A 16,313-nucleotide genomic window follows, 5' to 3' on the forward strand; every position below is an offset into this window, starting at 1 on the left:
TGCCAGCCCCCACGATCATCGGCAAAGAAATTGCCATGGTACAGTTTTCAGACATGCTCGAAGGATATCGCCGGTTTCGCGGTCAGGACTGGTCGGAACAGCGCACGCGCTGGGCGGAACTGAGCGAGGGCCAGAGCCCGCGCGTGATGGTGATCGCCTGCTCGGATAGCCGCGTCGATCCGACCCAGATTTTCGACACCAGTCCCGGCGAAATCTTCGTCGTCCGCAACGTGGCGGCGCTGGTCCCGCCGTTCGAGACCAATCCCGGGCGGCACGGCGTCTCCGCTGCCGTCGAGTTCGCCGTGCAGTTCCTCGGCGTGGGGGAAATTCTTGTGATGGGCCATGGCATGTGCGGCGGCTGCAACGCGGCGCTCACCCGTGCCATGCACGATGCGGCGCCCGGCGAGGGCGGGTTCATCGCGAACTGGATATCCCTGCTCGATGACGCGCGGGCCGAGGTCGTCGCGACGCATGGCAGCGACCATGGCGGCGCGGCAGGCCGGGCGATGGAACTGGCCGCCGTCAAGGTCAGCCTCGCCAATCTGCGCACCTTCCCGTGGATCGCGGAAAAGGAAGCCAGCGGCGCGCTGGCGCTCCGAGGCGCATTCTTCGCCATATCGGATGGCGTCCTGCACGTGCTCGATGAGCAGAGCGGCGACTTCGCTCCGTTCGAATAGGCGATGGACACAGAAGTCGCTTTCTTCGTCTACGGACTATTGATGACAGGCGGACCGGGCTTCGCGGCGCTCGGCATGGAGGGCGGCGTTCGCCGCCTCGGGCCGGACCGGGTGGTCGGCCGGCTCTATCATCTGGGTGATTATCCCGGGCTGGTCACGGGCGAGTCAGGCGTGGTGCATGGCGAACTGATCGGCATCCGCGATCCGCTGCTGCTCGAGAAAATGGATGTCTATGAGTTGTACGATCCCGAGAAGCCCGGTGCGTCAGAGTATCGCCGCGTCGAGGTCGACCTGCTGGACAGTGGGCGCCGGGTCTGGACCTATGAGTATAATCGCAGTGTTGAGGGTCTACCGGTGATCGCCAACGGCCAATGGCGCAATGCCTAGCCCGGCGTCACGCCGACATCCAGCGCCCTCGCCACACTGGGTCGATCCGCGCCGAGTCGGCCGACGCTCGATCGGCCTGGCGAGAGCTGGCGATAGAGCCTCCGGCTAATCGCTGCCCCCTGCCCGGCCTCGTAAGCCTCGTTACCGCGTCAGCTTCTTGTACGCGAGTCGCGTCGGGCGATCCGCGGCGTCGCCCATGCGGCGGCGCTTGTCTTCCTCATAGGCCTCGAAATTGCCTTCGAACCATTCGACGTGGCTGTTCCCCTCGAAAGCGAGGATGTGAGTCGCCAGGCGGTCGAGAAAGAAGCGGTCGTGGCTGATGACCACGGCGCAGCCAGCGAAGTTCTCAAGCGCGTCTTCCAGCGCGCGCAGCGTCTCGACGTCGAGATCGTTGGTCGGTTCGTCGAGCAGGAGGACGTTGCCACCCTCCTTGAGCATCTTGGCCATGTGGACGCGGTTGCGCTCACCGCCCGAGAGCTGACCAACTTTCTTCTGCTGGTCCGGCCCCTTGAAGTTGAAGGCGCCGACATAGGCGCGCGTCTGCAACTCATGCTTGCCGATGGTCATCAGATCATGTCCGCCTGAGATTTCTTCCCAGACGTTATGATTCGGATCGAGCGCATCGCGGCTCTGGTCGACATAGCCCAGGCGCACGGTCGGCCCGACCTCGATGCTGCCCGAATCGGGTTGTTCCTGCCCGGTGATGAGCCGGAACAGCGTAGATTTACCCGCGCCGTTCGGGCCGATCACGCCGACAATGCCGCCCGGCGGCAGCGTGAAGGAGAGATCATCGAACAACAGCTTGTCGCCGTAGGATTTGGTGAGGTTCTTGGCCTCGATCACCTTGCCGCCAAGGCGCTCGGGTGTCTGGATGACGATCTGGGCCTTGCCCGGCGCGCGATTCTCCTGCTTCTCGACCAACTCGTCGAACGCCCGGATACGCGCCTTGCTCTTGGTCTGGCGCGCCTTGGGCGACTGCCGGATCCACTCCAACTCCTCCTTGATCGCCTTCTGGCGGCCGGCATCCTCACGCTCTTCCTGCGCCATGCGCTTGGCCTTGGCGTCCAGCCAGCTTGAATAATTGCCCTCGAACGGGATGCCCCGGCCGCGATCCAGCTCCAGCACCCAGCCGACGACATTGTCCAGGAAGTAGCGGTCGTGGGTGACGAGAATCACGTTGCCGGTGTAATTGATCAGGTGCTGCTCCAGCCACTGGACGCTCTCGGCATCGAGGTGGTTGGTCGGTTCGTCGAGCAGCAGAATGTCCGGCTTTTCCAGCAGCAGGCGGCACAGAGCGATACGGCGCTTCTCACCGCCCGAGAGATTGTCGACGCTCCAGTCGCCCGGCGGGCAGCGCAGCGCCTCCATGGCGATCTCGAGCTGATTGTCGAGCGTCCAGCCGTCGACCGCGTCGATCTTCTCCTGAAGCTCGCCCATCTCCGTCATCAGCGCGTCGAAATCGCAATCTTCCGGCGGGTCGCCCATGATCGCGCTGATCTCGTTGAACCGGTCGACCAGATCGGCGACTGGCCGCACGCCGTCCTTCACATTTTCGATCACCGTCTTGTCGGGATCGAGTTGCGGCTCCTGCGGCAGATAGCCGACGCGAATCCCCTCGGCGGCCCACGCCTCGCCGGTATAATCATTGTCGATGCCGGCCATCACCTTCATCAGCGTCGATTTACCGGCACCGTTGACGCCGATGATCGCGATCTTCGTTCCCGGCAGGAACTGAAGGTGGATGTTATTGAAAAGCGGCTTGTTTGCGCCGGGGAAGGTCTTGGTGAGACCCTTCATGACAAAGCTGTACTGGACGGCCATCGGGAAACGGTCCTCTTGAGCGGAATGGAGTGTCTTTGAATTGGCGCCCGGTTAGCTTACGGCGGGTCCATTGGCAAATCCCGGCTTGTCCCGCTCCGCCGCTCTTCGCGCCATCACCATCAAAGCGCTGTCCCACGCGAAAAACCGCCCCTTATTGCCAAGCACTTTGGTTGATAAGGCTATTGATTTCCCTGCGGCATGCGTTAATTGGGCCGCTCGTGCCCTTTGCTGTGCACGACCTTTGCTATGGGAGCCTAATAATATGAAGAAGTTTGCTGTGGCCGGCGCCGCGATCGCGCTCATGAGCCTTGCAGCGTGCGGCGAGAAGCCGGCTGCTGAGACCAACAACGTCTCCAACGAGCTGGTTGTGAACGAGCTGGACGCCGCTGCCAACGCTGCTGACAATGCTGCGAACGCGATGGACAACCTCGCCAACGTCTCGAACAACGCGGCGAACGCAGCAGAGTAATCTGCGACTGCGCTTCTGCGCATTGTTCAAGGGCGGCGTCGATCATCGGCGCCGCCTTTACATTTGGTGGTACGGTCACCGGCAATGCCGTTTGGATCGTGCCCGCCAGTTACAGGCACCGGTGATCGTCTTGCGATCATCCCTGCGCCTCCACCGGGCACATCCGGATCGGCGCGGCCTTTGTGCTTGCATCAAGGGCAAAGCGAAAGCTAAGGCCCGCCCTGGATCGGGGAGTAGCGCAGCCTGGTAGCGCATCTGCTTTGGGAGCAGAGGGTCGCAGGTTCGAATCCTGTCTCCCCGACCACTTTTCCCTTATTTTCTGAATAGTGTGATCGGCATTGCCACGGCTGAGCCGGGCGTTCGCTCTGCCTTTGCGGCAAGCGCAAAGCGCAGCAACGTCCGCTCTTCGATGGATGGTGGGCCCGGCAGGACTCGAACCCGCAACCTAGCCGTTATGAGCGGCCAGCTCTAACCATTGAGCTACAGGCCCCATTCTCCACCGCAGCGCATGGCGCCGGCTCTGGGCGCGTTAGCTTGCGGCGATCCCGCTTGGCAAGTCTTGATGCATGGTGGCGAGCGGAGCGAACAGGCGTCGGATCAGCCGTTATGGCCCTGCTCGCGATAGGACTCCGGCGCGGTCGGCAGCACGATGCCGAAGGCCTGTGCCGTGATGGCGAACTCCCCGCCGAGATGGCGGACGATTCCCCGCACCAGTTTGAGGGTGAACGCAAGGCCGAGCGGTGGCGTGTCGCCATAGAGGCGCTGCTCGACCACATAACCCTGTTCGAGAAAGGCGCGCGCCTCGATGCCGCGCAAGGCCGTCGGGCGACTCATCGTCAAGCTCACGGAGGCGCGCTCCGGCGCTGGGCAGATGCACAGGACCAGCTGTTCGCCCGCAGCCAAGCCGGCATGGCCGATGCGGATCAGGTGATTCAACATGCGTTCGATCTGGTTGCGGTCGCCATGCACGAGGCTGGAACCGCTCTCGACCGAGAGATTGACGGCTTGGCCAAAGCCGGCGGCGTCCACCACCCTATGCAGGGCAGCGGTCAGATCGACATCATCCTGCTGGGCGGAGAGGTCTCCCCGCTCCAGTCGGCTCGCCGCGTCGAGATCGTCGAAGGTCGTCAGCAATGCCCGTGCATCCGCCAGGATGGCCCGGGCGATGTCGCGATAGACCTCGGGGACCGGACCGAGGATCTGCGCCTCGATCATTTCGCCATAGCCCTGCACGGCGTTCAACGGCGTGCGCAACTCATGGATCAGTTGCCGCGTGCTGGTGGCGGAGAGCGTGGTGCCCTCGTCGCTCGACTGCGTCTCGAGGGGGCGCACCGGCGCCTCGAACCGCCGCTCACGCCGGGCAATGCCGGTATAGCCCCGGAAGCGACCGCTCTGCCGGTCAAAATGCGGTTCGCCGGAGATGCGCCATTCGCCCGCCAGCGCACCGTCCTGCAAGGTCAGGCGGCTATTCTCGAACGCGGCGCGGTGCCGAAATGCCCCAAGCGTGGCGCCATCCACCCCATGGCTGACGTCCACGCCCGGCGTCGCAATGCTGAGGCCAATGATCGCTTCAGGAAATGCGCCGTCGGTCAGGCGAACGAGGCCCGAAGCATCGGTCTCGAACTGAAAGCTGTCGACATCGGCGTCCGGCGTGTCGTGGGCGTCAGAGTCTTGCCGAACCGAATCTGGCACCGGTTCAGCGGCGCCGGCCGCCTTGAACGGGTTTGCCTTCTTGAACCGCTCGATTTGCGCAACGAGACGGCCGATCTGGCTTGCCTCGTCCGTGCTGCCCGGGCGATCAAGCTCCTCGGTCCCAACAACCCGGTCCGCACTCGACGTCCCGGCTTCCGCCTGCCGAACCTCAGCTGCGGGCAGCGACAGATCGACTTCGCCGAAGCGTCGTAACGCGGCCATTGCGGCATCCGGCAGATCCGGACGGCGACGCAGAACGCTGCGCGCCAGCGGACCCAGATGGGGTATGATCGCGGCCCAGTCTTCGCCCGTCAGACGGACAGACTTCATCATTGCCACGACAACCGAAGGATGGTCGCCCGCCAGCCACTGCACCAGCGTGGGGGAGCGGAGTCTGGACCCAAGCTCCACGACGGACGCGATGCGGCCTTCCAGGCTCACCTTCGGGCGGGCCTCCTGCAGGATCGTCAGGATGGTATGCGCCTCGTCCGGCGAAAGCTTCTGGGTTTCCACGCCAGAGACATCATATTGGGCAAGCAGATCCATGCACTGGCGCCAGCGCGTCACGGCGGCACCTGTGCCCTCGCCGCCATTGGCCAGCACCGTCCGCAGAAGATCGTTGAAACGCATTCAGTTGGCCCCTGTAACGGAACCGCGTGTACTGATGGTAAACCGACCCGCCTAGCGTTAAAAAATGGGACGTTGCATTGTGGGACAATTACGTTGCAGCGACATTATATGTCTGCAAGAACATCTGCCGTGAAAGGAAATGTCCTCTATGCCCGGTAGTTCGCTGGATGAGACCGACGTCAAATTGCTCGACCTGCTTCAGGAGGATGGCCGCCTGACCAATGTCGAGCTGGCACGGCGCGTCGGCCTGACCGCCCCGCCCTGCCTGCGCCGGGTGAAAAGCCTGGAGGATCGCGGCTTCATCGCCTCCTATCACGCCCATCTCGATCCGGTTGCCTTGGGCTACACGACGACGGTGTTCGCCATGGTCAGCCTGAAAAGTCAGGCCGAAGAGGATTTGCAGGCATTCGAGGCCCACGTCGCGGCGCTGCCGGAAGTCCGCGAATGCCACATGCTGAACGGCGAGATCGATTTCATCCTCAAGGTGGTGGCGCAGGATCTGCGCAGCTTCCAGCAGTTCCTCACCTCGCAGCTGACGCAAGCGCCCAATGTCGCGAGCGTGAAGACGTCGTTGACGATCCGCACCTCCAAGAACCTGCCGGGCGTGCCGGTCGGCCGCTGAGCGCGCGCATGGCCGAGAGCTGAGGCAATCCGTCCAACGCCCAATAAAAATGCCGGCGACAAAGCCGCCGGCATTCTAACTTTTTTCGATCGAACCGCAGGGGTTCAGGCGTTGGAGCTGTTCAGCCAAACCGTCCAGAGGTCGGCGGTCCGCTTGCGCACGCCGGTGCCGCTGACCTTGCCGAATGCCTCCAGAGCACCGGCCTTGTCGCCCGACCGAGCGAGCGCGATGCCGAGGCGTGTGTTCACCTCGTCCGCGTCCACGCCGCCCTTCTGCAGCGCGAGGCGATACAGGGTCACGGCCTTGGCATTGTCGCCATAGCTCATGAAGGCGCTGGCGGTGTTGGCGGCGGGCTTGCCAGTAGCGGCGGACGCGGCGCTCTTCTCAGAGGTTGCAAGCGATGCGCGATCCTGCGTGATCCCGCTGGTCGCGACCTGATAGAGGTCGGACAGCGTGGTGCCGCTCAGAACGCCGCTGGAGCGACCCTGATCGATCACTGCCTTGACCTCGCCGGGCAGGCCGAGGCGATTGGCCGCCTCTGCATATTCATTGTAGTTATAGGCGCTCTTGAGCGACTTGGTGGCCGCCATCAGACGCATGATGTCGATGCTCTCGTCGCGGGTCGCATTGGGATATTCGTCCTGCAACATCCGCAGCACCAGCGCCCAGTTGTCCGGGGTGCCGCTGACCGGCAGTGCCAGCTTGGTCCAGTCGGAGAGGGTCGGCGACTTGGCGAACACCGCCATGCTCAGGCCCTTGTTGTACCAGCTCGCATCGACAGGCTGGCCGGATGCCTTCTGCAGTTCGATCGCGCGCTTGAGGTGCGGCAGGCCCTGCTCCACCTTGGCCTTGCCGGCATCGGTGAACTGGTTGTTGACGATCTGGTCCTGCGCCTCGTTGAAATAGGTGTTGGCGATCAGCACGTCGGGCGTGGGGCCGCCGTAGCCGCCATCGATCGCCGACTGGAAGTGCGTGCGGGCCTGATCATATTGCTTGGCGTTGAAGGCGAACTGGCCGACGAAATAGTGGAACTTCGCCACTTCGGTCGCCGGCGTCATGCCGGAGTCGATCATCGCTTCCAGAGCCTGGCGCTGGATGGCCTCATCCTTCTGGTTGATGCCGACCTGCAGCAGCAGGCTGCCGAAGAAGTAGCGATCGTCGGGCTTGGTGGCCGTGGACTGGATCTCGTCCAGCTTCGCCTTGGCGCCCGCAAAATCCTGCTTCTTGACCAGCTCCTGGGCCTCGACCGCTCCCTTCTGGAAGCCGCGGCTCAGCGAAATCTTGGGTGCCGAACTCTGTTCGGCCTGCTTGCCATCCCGGCTCTGCGCCGATGCGGGAGCCGTTGCGAAGGCGCCCGCCGCAAACGCGGCCAGGGTGATCGTAAGAGCAGTGGTATTGAACAGACGCATCAAATATTCCTCCAGAACTAAGATCTCGGCCCCCAAGTCGCGGATCCCGCTGACTTCATGGCCCTGCACTGCAGGATCACGCGTGAACGGGAATTGAATGTCGCTATAACCACCGTTCCGGGGCTTGTCATGAGGGCGCGATGCCGGTTGGTACGGGAAATCGGCAAGCCGTCGTGCTCCCGCCCCCATTCGGCTTCGACCGGTTCGTGACAGCGTGCAATTTTGCCCTTTTCTCTGGCCTTTTCTGCAGTCGCGGGCTAGTCACACCGCTTCGAGTTCCCACCACGTAATCATAAGAGAAAACGCTTGAGCGACGAGACAATCCTCGCCGAACCCTCGGATATCAGCCCGATCAACATCGTCGATGAGATGAAGTCGAGCTATCTCGACTACGCCATGTCGGTGATCGTGTCCCGCGCGCTGCCGGATGTGCGCGACGGGCTGAAGCCCGTGCATCGCCGCATCCTGTTCGGCGCCCACGAAATGGGCTTCACTTATAACAAGCCCTACCGCAAATCGGCCCGCATCGTCGGCGACGTGATGGGTAAATATCACCCGCACGGTGACAGCTCGATCTACGACGCATTGGCGCGCATGACGCAGGACTGGTCGATGCGCGTGCCGCTCATCGACGGTCAGGGCAATTTCGGCTCGATGGACCCGGATTCGCCGGCGGCCATGCGCTATACTGAGGCGCGCCTCGCCAAGGTCGCCAATGCGCTGCTCGACGATCTCGACAAGAACACCGTCGATTTCCTGCCGAACTATGATGGCAGCGAGAGCGAGCCGCAGGTGCTTCCTGCCCGCTTCCCGAACCTGCTGGTCAACGGTGCCGGCGGCATCGCGGTCGGCATGGCCACCAATATCCCGCCGCACAATCTCGGCGAAGTGCTGCGCGCCTGCAAGGCGTACATGGATAATGGCGCGATCTCGGCTGAAGAGCTGATGGAAATCGTGCCGGGGCCGGACTTCCCGACCGGCGCGCTCATCCTGGGCCAGTCTGGCGCCCGCTCGGCCTATACGACCGGGCGCGGATCGATCATCATGCGCTCGCGCCATATCATCGAGACTCTGCGCGGGGACCGCCAACAGATCGTCCTCACCGAAATTCCGTTCCAGGTCGGCAAGGCCGGTCTCGTCGAAAAGATCGCCGAGGCCGCCAAGGACAAGCGGATCGAGGGCATCTCGGACATTCGCGACGAATCCAACCGCGAGGGCGTTCGCGTCGTCATCGAGCTGAAGCGCGATGCCACGGCGGATGTGGTGCTCAATCAGCTGTGGCGGCACACGCCCGCCCAGTCGAGCTTCCCGGCCAATATGCTCGCCATCCGTGGTGGGCGGCCCGAACTGCTGACGCTACGCGACATCATCGAGGCGTTCGTGCGCTTCCGTGAGGAAGTGATCACCCGCCGGACCAAGTTCGAGCTGGCCAAGGCGCGGGATCGCGCCCACATCTTGCTCGGCCTCGTCATCGCGGTCAGCAATCTCGATGAAGTCGTGCGCATGATCCGCGGGGCCAGCAGCCCGGCGGCGGCCCGCGAGGCGCTGCTGGCGCGCGCTTGGCCGATCGGGGACATCGCGCCCTATCTCAAGCTGGTCGAGGCCGCGGATGATGAGCCCTCGGGCAGCGTCTATCATCTGTCGGACGCGCAGGTTCGCGCTATTCTCGATCTGCGCCTGCACCGGCTGACGGCGCTTGGCCGCGACGAGATCGGCAATGAGCTCAAGGGGCTGGCCGATGCGATTGCTGGCTATCTCGAGATCCTCGCCAGCCGCGTTCGCCTGTTCGAGGTGATGCGCGCAGAGTTCGACGCGATCGAAGCTGAATTCGCCACGCCGCGCCGCTCCACCCTTGCCCCCGCTGCCGACGGCATCGAGGATGAGGATTTGATCGAGCGCGAAGACATGGTCGTGACCGTGACCATGTCCGGTTACATCAAGCGCACGCCGCTCGATACCTTCCGCGCCCAGAACCGCGGCGGCAAGGGCCGCGCCGGCATGGCGACGAAGGAAGAGGATGTCGTCACCGAGCTGTTCGTGACCTCCACGCACACGCCGGTGCTGTTCTTCTCGACGCTGGGCAAGGTCTATCGCCTCAAGGTCTGGCGCTTGCCGGAAGGCGGGCCGGCCACACGCGGACGTCCGATGGTCAACCTGCTGCCGCTGGCCGAGGGCGAGACCATCCAGACGGTGCTGCCACTGCCGGAAGACGAGAATGAATGGGCGCAGCTCCATGTCATGTTCGCCACCGCCAAGGGTAGTGTGCGCCGCAACAGCATGGATGCGTTCGCGAATATCCCCTCGAACGGCAAGATCGCGATGAAGTTTGAGGGTGAGGACGCCGACGACCGCCTGATCGGCGTCGCGCTCCTCAGCGAAGAAGATGACGTGCTGCTGGCCTCCCGCCAGGGCAAGGCGATCCGCTTCCGCGGCGATGATGTGCGCGAGTTCCAGAGCCGCAACTCCACCGGTGTGCGCGGCATGACGCTGAAGGAAGGCGACGAGGTCATCTCGCTCTCCGTGCTCCAGCGTGCCGGTATTCAGGACATGGAAGAGCGCGAGGAGTATCTGCGCTTCGCTCCATGGAAGGGCGAGAAGGAGGGCGAGCCGAAGATGGCCGCCGACCGGTTCGAGGCCCTGCGCGCCCGCGAGCAGTTCATCCTGACCGTCTGCGCCAATGGCTATGGCAAGCTCTCCTCAGCCTTCGAGTATCGCCGCACCGGGCGTGGTGGCCAGGGCATCACCAACATCGACAATATCGAGCGTAACGGCCCGGTCGTGGCGAGCTTCCCGGCGACCCGCGAGCATCAGCTCATGCTGGTGACCGATCAGGCCAAGCTTATCCGCATGGGGCTCAGCAGCCTGCGCGTGATCGGCCGTGGTTCTGCGGGCGTGCGCTTGTTCGATGTGGCGCAGAACGAGCATGTCGTGAGTGCCGCTCGGATTGAGGAAAGCACGGACGGGGTCGAGGCAGACATGCCGGCGGCCGAGGGCGAGGCCTCCGACACCGCGGAATGAGGAACAGGCCCGTCAGCGTTGCCTTGAGCGCGCTGGCGGGTAGTTCATAACTAAACCCAGCGCCGCTCGAACCGCTGGCCGAGCCCGGTCAACAACTCATATTGAGACAGGCCGGTGTGCGCAGAGGCGCTGGGCAGATCATACGCCACCTCCAGCCAGTCCCCTTCCTCCAGATCCGGTGCCGTGCTGACATCGACGGCGATCAGATCCATGGAGACGCGCCCCAGCAGCGGCAGTCGCCCTCCGCCATGGAGCATCACCCCTCCCCCGGCAAAGGCGCGCAGATAGCCGTCTGCGTAACCGAGATTGACGATTGCCGCCTCGACGGGCGCCTTCGCGGTGAAGGTCGCGCCATAGCCCACTGTTTCCCCAGCTTCGACCCGGCGCCGCTGGAGGATCTGCGCATGGGGACGCACGACCGGGCGGATATGGCCGGTCGCAGCCGGTGTCGGCAGGCCGCCATAGAGCGCGAGCCCCGGCCGGGTCAGATCGAAGGCGTAGTCGCTGCCGAGCAGAATGCCGGCGCTATTGGCCAGGCTGTACCGCCGCGCCGGCACCTGCTGCCGCACGGCATCGAAGCGCGCGCGCTGCACCGCGTTCAGACCGGACATTTCATCGGCGCAGGCGAGGTGGCTGCAAAGTGTCTCGATCTCCAGCCCATCCAGCACGCCAGAGCCAAGCTCATCGGGGCGCAGGCCGAGCCTGTTCATGCCGGTATCGATCATGACATCGCACGGGCCGCCACCTGCGGCTTTCCATCGGGCGACTTGAGCGGCGCTGTTCAGCACCGGTCTTGCCGGTGCCGCCAGCGCAAAAGCCACATCTTCGGCGCGCACTCCGTGCAACACACTGAGCGATGCGCCTTCCAGCAATGGCAGCAGAGCCGCCGCTTCCTGCCATGTCGCGACGAAAAAATCCCGGCACCCGGCGGCCAGCAGATGCTGAAGAACCTCGGTCGCGCCCAGGCCGTAGCCATTGGCCTTAAGGGCTGCCCCGCAGGCTGCCGCCCCACTCTGCCCTGCGAGCCAGCGCCAATTGGCGATCAGCGCGTCACGATCCAGATGCAGGGCCAGCGGCGATGAGGGACAGTCGATCATGTCGGCGGGGTAGCGCGCTCGCCCCTGCCCGTCGAGAGCAATCCGGCCACCCGCGCCCTCCTGGAGGGCGCGGGTGGCACGGGGTCAGAATGCCTTGCGGACTGTCAGCGAGACAAACCGGCCGAGCGGGTTTGCCACGGTGGAGTCATAGACCTGATTGTTGGCGATCGCCGCAAAGGGCGGCGCGGCATCGAACAGGTTGAGCGCACTCAGCGAGAAGGACAGGCCGCTCAGCACGCCGTCCGCCTTGGGCACGTCGTAGGTCAGCGTCAAATCGACCGTCGTGTAGGAGTCGACGGACTGCGATGGCGCGATGGTGCCCACCGTGTTGGTGTAGGCATTGGTATAGTTCACGAACATCGTCGCGCCGAAATTCTCGCCCCGCCACCCGAGATTGGCGCGGCCCCGGAACCGCAGCGGGAAGTTGGCGAGGTTCAGTCGGTCCACTGTCGGTGAGGTCGGGCCGGTCGCTCGCCCGTAGCTGAGCAGATAGGTGCCCGAGACCCCGATATTGGCCGATCCACCGCCCAGATCGAACGCATAGTTGGCGAGGAAATCCAGCCCGTCCATCTTGATGCGCCCGACATTGTTGCGGCGGGCATCGACAATGGCATCGACATCGGAAGCTGCAATGATCGCCGGCGGCGCCCAGGGCAGATCGTAAATCGCGTTCACCTGCGCGACGGTCGGGTTGAAGGTCACGAACGGCGCGTAGGCCGGGTCGGTGAAGACCTGCACGCTGAACACCGGCGCTGTCTCGATCACGTCCTTATAATCGATGTTGAAGTAATCCAGCGACGCAGTGAAGCCGCTGCTCGGCGGGGTGAACTTGACGCCAACCGACCAGGTCGTGGCCTTCTCAGGCTTGAGATCGGCATTGCCGCCGACATATTCGATCACATTGCCGAACGGCCCGAAATTGGGGATCGAAAAGACCGTCGCCGTACTGGCGGGGTTGGTATCGGACAGCGTCGGCGCCCGGAATGAGGTGCCGTAGCTGGCATGAGCCGAGACGCCCGGCACGGGATCGTAGCGAATGCCAAACTTCGGATTGGTCGTTCCGCCGACGTCGCTATAGTGATCATAGCGGCCGGCAATGTTCAACTCGAGCCGATCGATGCCCGGCATGGCATTGGCCGCACCGACCAGCGGCACGTTCACCTCCGCAAAGGCCGACCAGACGTCGCGAGAGCTGGCGGTATCGCCAAAGAGGTTGATCTGCGAGAGCGACGGCCCGTTGATATTCTCGGCGGCGGTGTTGCGGTAATAATCATGGTGGAACTCGCCGCCCACCGCCATGCGCACCGCGCCGCCGCCGATGTTGAAGAGCGCACCGTCCGTCTTCACGTTGACGAGGTCGACCGTGTAGAGGCCGGTCACGTCGAAGAAGGCGACAAGGCGGTCGATCTGATCGCGGCTGTTCTGCCCGGTCCCGTAGACGTTCAGGGCCGTCGCGGGGTTGGAATCAGCCAGCGCGGCGGAGAGCAAAGCCGTGTTCAGGAAACCGTCCGTCTTGGCGCCGCCTTCCGTGGCGCCATGGGAGCCGTAGATGGAAAGCTGCCAGTTGCCATCCAGCGAATAGTCAAACCCGGTCGCCAGCTGGTATGAGCTTTCGTAGATATTGCCCTGGATCGGCCCATATTCGTTAAAGGCATATTCGACGATCTGCGAGGTCTGCCCCGGCGCGAACTCGATGAAGTAGGGATTGCTGCTCGGAACAGGCGTCGCGGCGCCCAGCGTCAGAGACCCCGCGCGCTGGTTCAGGGTCCGCTTGGAGTAAAAGCCGCTGGCCCACATCTTGAGCGCAGGCGTCAGTTCCTGATCGAGGCGGCCAATGACGCTCCAGCGCTTGAGCTGCGGCAGAAGATCATTGTTCACATAGCTTTGCTGGAAGTTGGGCGTGGTCGAGAGGTTGGCAGGCGTCAGATTCTCACCGCTGCCACCCGGAAGTCCGTAGCGGGTGAAGGTCGCGGGATCGATCACATTGCCCGGCGAGCTGGTGAAGGCGCAGTTGTTCAACCCGCCAAAAGCACGCTGATCGCACTGGAACAGCTCCGCGCGATCTTCCTGGCGCAGGCGGCTGTGGTAATAATAGTCGCCGGCAATCATCACCGAGCCGGTGTCCCACTTCTTACCGAGAATGGCATTGCCCTGCCATTCGTCATAGCCATCAGCGAAGCCGTAACGCGCGCTGGCCTCCAGCCCGTCGAAGTTGCGGCGCAGGATGAGGTTGGCAACGCCCGCGACAGCGTCCGAGCCGTAAGTGGCCGAAGCGCCGTCCGCCACGATGTCGATCCGTTCGAGCGCAATGGCCGGGATCACCGAGGCATCGAAGAGCTGGCCGGCAACACCGCCCGGAGGGGCGCGGCGGCCATCGAGCAAGGTGAGCGTCGCCTGCGTGCCGAGGCCGCGCAGGTTAACGCCATTGGCGCGGGTGCTGTTGAGCGTCGCGCTGTTGACGTTGGTGCCCAGCGTGGCTTCGCCCGGCCCCAAGGCGGACACCTGCGGAATGGTCTTGAGGATATCCGATGTCGTGGCCAGCCCCGTGTCGCGGATTTCCTGCTGACCGACTGCAATCACCGAGGAACCCACCGGCGCAACCCCGCGCAACTGGGTGCCGGTCACCACAATGTCAGCGGCGTTCGCGGCATCATCCTCGGACTGATTGGTCTGTGCGGTGCCCGTCTGAGCGCTGACACCCTGCGACGCAACAAGCGCAGCAAACGACACGAAGCCAAGCGCAGATGCGCGCCGGAAGCCATTTTTGGCCATGATCCTCCCCAATATGACAGCGCGATCGGCCCTACTGTCGATCGTCAATATCGACTTACGAAAATGAATACACTTTGTCTAAACATTTTTGCAATCGATTGCTCAGACAAATGCAACTGCTTTAGATTAGGTCGGATTCTGCTGGTCGATCGTTGGGTAATCCGCTCTTTCCTGATGACTGAGCGAAGGAGAACAAATCGAACTGCGTCGAAAGGAGATGTCGGCGATTCTAATCAGCCTTGCTCTGGCAGGCCCGTAGAAATCGCCGATAAACGCGATTCAGGCCGTTCGCCCGGCTTCGACGATCACTCGCACGGCATAGACTCCGCCGGGTTTTTGCCCGGTCGCAGGCGAGATCATGATGCCAAGCCGCGCTCTATGGCGCGCTGGGCACGTGGGAAACCGATTGCAGGTTTCCGAGGCTGGGCACCACCACCCATCGCGCTGCGGCTTCTTCGGCCAGCACTGCCGCGATGCGCGCGGCGGCTTGGCCATCCCCGAAAGGACTATGGGCATGGGCCATGGCGGCATAGGCTTGGGGGTCGTCCAGCAACCGGGTTACTTCGGCGACTATGCGATCAGGGACGGTGCCGATGAGACGGGCGGTGCCTGCCTCGATGCCCTCTGGCCGTTCGGTCGTCTCCCGCATGACCAGCACGGGTTTGCCAAATGTGGGCGCTTCTTCCTGGATACCGCCACTATCCGTCAGCACGAGGGAAGCTGCATCGAGCAGGCCTACAAATCCTGGATAATCCAGCGGTTCAATCAGCGCGATATTCTCCAAGCCGGAAAGCGCGGGCTCCAGCGTGGCCCGGACCTGTGGATTGGGATGGACCGGCCAGATGATAGCCACATCGTCGCGCTGGGCGACGGCGCGGATGGCGGCGGCAATGTTCGAGAGCCCCTGCCCCAGATTCTCCCGCCTGTGGCTGGTAACGATAACGATCCGGCACCCTGAAAAACGCCGCAGCACGGGTGCGATCGAGCCCGCCAAAAAAGGCTGCTCCCGCAGCCTGCCCTGAGTCGCGAGCAAGGCATCCACCACCGTGTTGCCCGTCACGATGATCCGCCCTTGGGTATGCTCGGCTTCCAGCGCTGCCGCCGCCCCCGCCGTCGGGGCGAAGTGCAGATTGGCCGCGCAGGCGATGATGCGGCGATTCACCTCTTCGGGCCATGGGTTGTAGATATCGCCGCTGCGCAAGCCCGCCTCGACATGCCCAACCGGAATGCGGCGGTAATAAGCCGCAAGGGCGGCCATCATCGCAGTCTTTGTATCGCCGTGGACCAATACCCTGTCTGGCCTTTCGGCATCGAACACGGCACCCAAGGCGAGGATGAGCCGCGCCGTCAACGTATCGAGCGTCTGATCCGGCGCCATGATGTCGAGATCGAAGTCCGGCACAATCCCGGCAAGATCGAGAACCTGGTCGAGCAAGGCCCGATGCTGTGCGGAAACGCAGACCTTCGTCTCGATCTGCGGTAGAGATTTCAGCGCATCATAGACAGGAAACATCTTGATGGCTTCGGGCCTCGTGCCGAAAACCAGCATCACTTTATAGCGCACCATGGTTCGCTTGCCCCCCACAGACAAGGCCTGTCTAACCGATGGTTAATGCGTGGTAAACATTTGTTAACCGGAAAAGAAAATGGCCCGCCAGCAGTGCCGACGGGCCAATCTCTCAAAATAGGAGGCCGTGCGCCTCCCCTCTGTCTTAATTG

Annotated in this window: 11 protein-coding genes and 2 tRNA genes; 6 read left to right on the top strand and 7 right to left on the bottom strand. The window is 63.4% G+C overall.

Annotated features, from left to right (window positions below):
• The first annotated feature begins 35 nt into the window (after nucleotides 1–35).
• Nucleotides 36–677 (top strand): carbonic anhydrase, encoded by a 642-nt coding sequence (locus M2333_RS05140; RefSeq protein WP_181559678.1) that lies wholly within the window; start codon nucleotides 36–38, stop codon nucleotides 675–677.
• A gap of 3 nt (nucleotides 678–680) precedes the next feature.
• Nucleotides 681–1,064, top strand: coding sequence for a gamma-glutamylcyclotransferase (locus M2333_RS05145; RefSeq protein WP_264578900.1), 384 nt, complete (start codon nucleotides 681–683; stop codon nucleotides 1,062–1,064).
• Between the two features lie 141 nt (nucleotides 1,065–1,205).
• Here the strand turns inward: M2333_RS05145 and ettA are convergent, their stop codons facing one another.
• Nucleotides 1,206–2,885, bottom strand: coding sequence for an energy-dependent translational throttle protein EttA (gene ettA, locus M2333_RS05150; protein WP_264572842.1), 1,680 nt, complete (start codon nucleotides 2,883–2,885; stop codon nucleotides 1,206–1,208).
• Nucleotides 2,886–3,147: 262 nt separating this feature from the next.
• On the opposite strand from ettA, the gene M2333_RS05155 reads away from it, so the two are divergent.
• Both M2333_RS05155 and M2333_RS05160 read left to right on the top strand, forming a co-directional pair.
• Nucleotides 3,148–3,354: a hypothetical protein gene (locus tag M2333_RS05155; RefSeq protein WP_181559675.1), complete on the top strand. Its 207-nt coding sequence runs from the start codon at nucleotides 3,148–3,150 to the stop codon at nucleotides 3,352–3,354.
• Nucleotides 3,355–3,581: 227 nt separating this feature from the next.
• Nucleotides 3,582–3,658: transfer RNA gene (locus tag M2333_RS05160), tRNA-Pro, on the top strand.
• Nucleotides 3,659–3,768: 110 nt separating this feature from the next.
• Here M2333_RS05160 and M2333_RS05165 read toward each other — a convergent pair.
• A tRNA-Ile gene (locus M2333_RS05165) sits at nucleotides 3,769–3,844 on the bottom strand.
• 107 nt (nucleotides 3,845–3,951) lie between these two features.
• A complete protein-coding gene (locus M2333_RS05170; RefSeq protein WP_264611052.1) occupies nucleotides 3,952–5,676 on the bottom strand; it encodes a histidine kinase dimerization/phospho-acceptor domain-containing protein in 1,725 nt (574 codons plus the stop codon).
• 148 nt (nucleotides 5,677–5,824) lie between these two features.
• Between M2333_RS05170 and M2333_RS05175 the strand changes: the two genes are divergently transcribed.
• A complete protein-coding gene (locus M2333_RS05175) occupies nucleotides 5,825–6,298 on the top strand; it encodes an Lrp/AsnC family transcriptional regulator (protein ID WP_181559673.1) in 474 nt (157 codons plus the stop codon).
• A gap of 104 nt (nucleotides 6,299–6,402) precedes the next feature.
• On the opposite strand, the gene M2333_RS05180 is transcribed toward M2333_RS05175, so the two are convergent.
• Nucleotides 6,403–7,707 (bottom strand): hypothetical protein, encoded by a 1,305-nt coding sequence (locus M2333_RS05180; RefSeq protein WP_264611053.1) that lies wholly within the window; start codon nucleotides 7,705–7,707, stop codon nucleotides 6,403–6,405.
• Between the two features lie 306 nt (nucleotides 7,708–8,013).
• Between M2333_RS05180 and gyrA the strand changes: the two genes are divergently transcribed.
• Nucleotides 8,014–10,725: a DNA gyrase subunit A gene (gyrA, locus tag M2333_RS05185; RefSeq protein ID WP_264611054.1), complete on the top strand. Its 2,712-nt coding sequence runs from the start codon at nucleotides 8,014–8,016 to the stop codon at nucleotides 10,723–10,725.
• Nucleotides 10,726–10,775: 50 nt separating this feature from the next.
• Here the strand turns inward: gyrA and alr are convergent, their stop codons facing one another.
• The 3 genes from alr to wecB all read right to left on the bottom strand — a co-directional run bounded on the left by alr (nucleotide 10,776) and on the right by wecB (nucleotide 16,161).
• Nucleotides 10,776–11,822: an alanine racemase gene (gene alr / locus M2333_RS05190; protein ID WP_264611055.1), complete on the bottom strand. Its 1,047-nt coding sequence runs from the start codon at nucleotides 11,820–11,822 to the stop codon at nucleotides 10,776–10,778.
• Nucleotides 11,823–11,906: 84 nt separating this feature from the next.
• Entirely contained in the window at nucleotides 11,907–14,594 is a 2,688-nt protein-coding gene (locus tag M2333_RS05195) for a TonB-dependent receptor (protein ID WP_264611056.1), read from the bottom strand.
• A 376-nt stretch (nucleotides 14,595–14,970) separates the two neighbouring features.
• Nucleotides 14,971–16,161: a non-hydrolyzing UDP-N-acetylglucosamine 2-epimerase gene (wecB, locus tag M2333_RS05200; RefSeq protein WP_264611057.1), complete on the bottom strand. Its 1,191-nt coding sequence runs from the start codon at nucleotides 16,159–16,161 to the stop codon at nucleotides 14,971–14,973.
• Nucleotides 16,162–16,313 lie beyond the last annotated feature (152 nt).

It is taken from the genome of Sphingobium sp. B11D3B, from assembly GCF_025961735.1.
GTDB lineage: Bacteria > Pseudomonadota > Alphaproteobacteria > Sphingomonadales > Sphingomonadaceae > Sphingobium.